The 1,985-nt window shown below is 69.6% G+C and carries 1 protein-coding gene; it reads right to left on the reverse strand.

Going from position 1 to position 1,985, the window contains the following annotated elements:
* Positions 1-166: 166 nt before the first annotated feature.
* Positions 167-1,699, reverse strand: coding sequence for a class I adenylate-forming enzyme family protein (locus tag ASJ79_RS23160; RefSeq protein WP_067960438.1), 1,533 nt, complete (start codon positions 1,697-1,699; stop codon positions 167-169).
* Positions 1,700-1,985 lie beyond the last annotated feature (286 nt).

A 1,985-nucleotide genomic window follows, 5' to 3' on the forward strand; every position in this document is an offset into this window, starting at 1 on the left:
ACCGCAGCGGATCTGGTCTGGCCGCGGCGCCCCTCCGGCCACCGCGGAGCCCGCTGCGGCCGGCGCGCCAGATCGCGGACCACCTCCAGACCCGCTCGGGCCCACAGCCGGTACCGCTGCCGTACCTCGTCTTCGACGCCATCGGCCGGCGCGGCCTGCGGGTCCGTCACTGTCGGCCGATCAGCAAGTTGCGCTGGACCTTGCCCAACGCGTTGCGCGGCAGCGCGTCGACGACGGTGATCGTCTTCGGACATTTGAAGGGCGCCAGCACGTCTCGGCAGTACGCAGTGAGCGTCGCCACGTCCACCGCGCGTCGCAGCACCACCCACGCCGCGACGGCTTCGCCCCAGCGTTCGTCGGGCAGACCGGTGACGGCCGCTTCCTCGACGTCCGGATGGGCGGCCAGCACATCCTCAACCTCACGGGGGGAGACGTTCATGCCGCCGGTCACGATGATGTCCTTGAGGCGGCCGGTGATGGCCAGCGCTCCGTCCTCGGTGATCCGCCCGAGGTCCCCGGTGCGGAACCAGCCGCCGGGGTGGAACGCTCGCGCGGTGGCCTGCGGGTCGTCGAGGTAGCCGTCGAACACCTGTGGTCCACGCAGCGCGATCTCCCCTTCGGCGCCGAATGCGACATCTGTTCCGTTGTCGGCGGTGAGCCGAAGCTCCACTCCCGGAAGGGGGAAACCCACCACGCCCGGCCGTCGCGGCCCGGTGTACAGGTTCGACACGTCGAGCCCGGATTCGGTGAGGCCGTAGCGCTCCAGCGGGGTGATGCCGAGCTTCTCCTCGATGCGGTGGAACAGCGCCGGGGGCAGGGGAGCCGAACCCGACGTGGCCAACCGGAGCGAACTCAGCGCTGCTGCGTTGTCGCCGGGAAGCCCGACGAGCCGTTGATAGATGGTCGGAACACCGAAAAGCACCGTGGCGCTTTCTGCGCGGATCTCCTGGATCAGTGCGGCGGGATCGAATCCGCTCAACAGCCGGGCGCTCGAGCCCGCGATCAGCGTGGCGTGGATGCCGCCGAGTCCGTGCTGGTGGGACAGAGGCAGCGCGTGGACCAGCCGGTCACCGGCACTCCAGCGCCAGGCGCGCATCACGGCCCGGATCGAGGCGAGCAGCATGCCGTGGGTGAGCGGGACACCCTTCGGGGTGCCGGTCGTCCCGGAGGTGAACGCGATCAGAGCGACGTCACCGGAGGACGGGCCGGGTAGCGACGTCGGGCGGGCGACGACGGCCGCTTCGGCGAGTTCTGCCAACGGGAGGCGGGAAACCCCGTGCGGCGTCTCGTGGTCGGTGATCGCCAGCCGGGCGCCCGACTGCATGGCGATCGTGGCGAGCTCGGTGGCGGTGAGGGCGGGGCTGACGAGCACGATCGTCGCACCCGCTCTGAGCAGCCCGAGGTATGCGCACACCATCGCTGCCGACGTGGTCGCCTGCAGCATCACCCGCCGGCCGGGGGTCACCCCCGCGGCCTCCAATGCGCCGGCCCAGCGTTCCGCCCGTTCGACGAACTCGGCCAGGGTCAGCGCGTCGTCGCCGACGGCGAGCACCGAATCGGGGTGGGCGTGCGCACCCGCGGTGAACGCCTCCGGCAGCGAACCGGACGAAAGGTCCTGAACCAGAACTTCTTTCGTATCGATTCTGGGATCATGCAGTCGCCAGGCGGCCAGGGCGTCGTCTGCGGCGGAGTGCGGCACGAAACTTGGTATACCATACTTGGTACGTCATCACGACTCGAACCGGACGTCCCCCTCCTCCACCCGCCGAAATTGCATTCCGGCAGGCCGGAACTCGCAGAAGTCCGTCCTAGATGCAATCTCGGCGGGAGGTGTGGCGGCCTGATTGTCCGCTCAGCGGACGTCGACGTAGTAGACGCTGCCGGTGACGCTGTTCTGGAACGTGCGGTCGTAGCGGTAGTCGCGGACCGTGGAACGGATGTCACCGCCCTTGTGGATCCCGACCACGCTGGCCTCGCTCAGCGGC

Source organism: Mycobacterium sp. NAZ190054 (genome assembly GCF_001545925.1).
Classification (GTDB): Bacteria; Actinomycetota; Actinomycetes; order Mycobacteriales; family Mycobacteriaceae; genus Mycobacterium.